We start from the raw sequence: 1,349 nt of genomic DNA, 5'->3' as shown, positions 1-1,349 counted from the left end.
GGCTCTTCGACGTTGGGTGTGGAATTTGTCTCCTGAGCTGGGCCAGAATAGGGGCTCCACAACAGCGGTAGGTATGGCATGGACGGCACCCAGATTCTAACTCTCGGCCTGGGCCTGGAAGCGCCCTGGGTCCTCAAGGACCAGCACCTGGATACCTCCGTGTCGCCCCACCGTCTGGATCTCTATGTCGAGGCGGAGCGAGGCAGTCTGTATCCCTGTCCGGAGTGCGGTAAGGCCTGCCAAGCTCACGACTTTGCCGACAAAACCTGGCGGCATCTGAACTTCTTCCAGCACCACTGCTACCTGCATGCTCGCGTGCCTCGCACGAAGTGTCCTGAGCATGGTGTCAAACGTATTGAGGTGCCCTGGGCACGGTCGGGCAGCGACTTCACCCTGCTGTTCGAGCAAGCGGCCATGTCGCTGGTCAAGGAGATGCCGGTGCTGGCCGTCTCACGGCAGTTGGAGATTCCCGACAAGCGACTATGGCGCATTGTGCATTACTATGTGGGCCGCATGTTGAGGGAGCTGGATTTGTCCAATGTGGCGACTGTCGGTGTGGACGAAACCGCGTCCCGGCGCGGTCATCGCTACGTCACGGTGTTCCTCGACATGCAGCGCAAGCAGGAACCAGTGGTCTTCGCCGTCCCAGGCTGCGGCAAGGACGCCATCAAGGCTTTCAGCGCCTTCCTGGCGACCCATGGCGGCGATACGACCAATGTGGTCGAGGTCGTCTGCGACATGTCGCCAGCCTTCCTCAGCGGGGTGACCGAGTACCTTCCCAAGGCCGAGGTCACGGTCGACTGGTTCCATATCGTGCAGACCTTCACCAAGCGACTGGAGGAGGTACGCAAGAAAGAGCGCCGCGAGCAGGAACACCCCAAGTCGCTGCGCTGGGCACTACTGAAGAACCTGGAAAACGAGAACCTGACACCCAAACAGCTGGCGGCGCTCCAGGAGTTGGTAGCCGATCAGAGCGCCACTGCCGATGCCTGGATAATCAAGGAAAAGCTACGCTGGATCCAGAAGGCCCCGACGCCCAGAGCGGCTCGATGGCGCATCACAAATTACCTGAAGGTCATGCAGGCGGCGGTGTCTAAAAAACCGCTACTGAAGGCGATGGGGAAGGCCCTGGCAACGCTTGAGCGGCACGCCGACGCGGTGGTCAGACGTTGGCACTCGGGCCTGACGAATGCAAGGCTGGAAGGGATGAACGGCTTGTTTCAGGCGGCTCGGTCACGCGCACGTGGCTATCGGAACGAGGCTAACTTCATCGCCATGATCTACCTGATTGGCAGCCCGGTGGGCCGCGTGTTCGATCAGGCCAAATCCACATGAAGTGACGAAGAACC

The 1,349-nt window shown here is 60.5% G+C and carries 1 protein-coding gene; it reads left to right on the top strand.

Annotated features, from left to right (window positions below; translation table 11 throughout):
- Window positions 1-78: 78 nt before the first annotated feature.
- Complete coding sequence (locus ACT3R4_RS18395; protein WP_172119103.1) at window positions 79-1,335, top strand: ISL3 family transposase; 1,257 nt, start codon at window positions 79-81, stop codon at window positions 1,333-1,335.
- The last annotated feature ends 14 nt before the right edge of the window (window positions 1,336-1,349 follow it).

Source organism: Halomonas sp. AOP7-E1-9, from assembly GCF_052376035.1.
Lineage (GTDB): Bacteria > Pseudomonadota > Gammaproteobacteria > Pseudomonadales > Halomonadaceae > Vreelandella > Vreelandella citrativorans.
The sequence above is the reverse complement of the archived record's forward strand: the minus strand, read 5'-3'. Positions and strand labels throughout refer to the sequence as shown.

What these genes read in the sequence shown, in the direction of transcription:
- ACT3R4_RS18395 (WP_172119103.1), top strand. Translation starts at nt 79, where the DNA reads ATGGACGGCACCCAGATTCTAACTCTCGGCCTGGGCCTGGAAGCGCCC.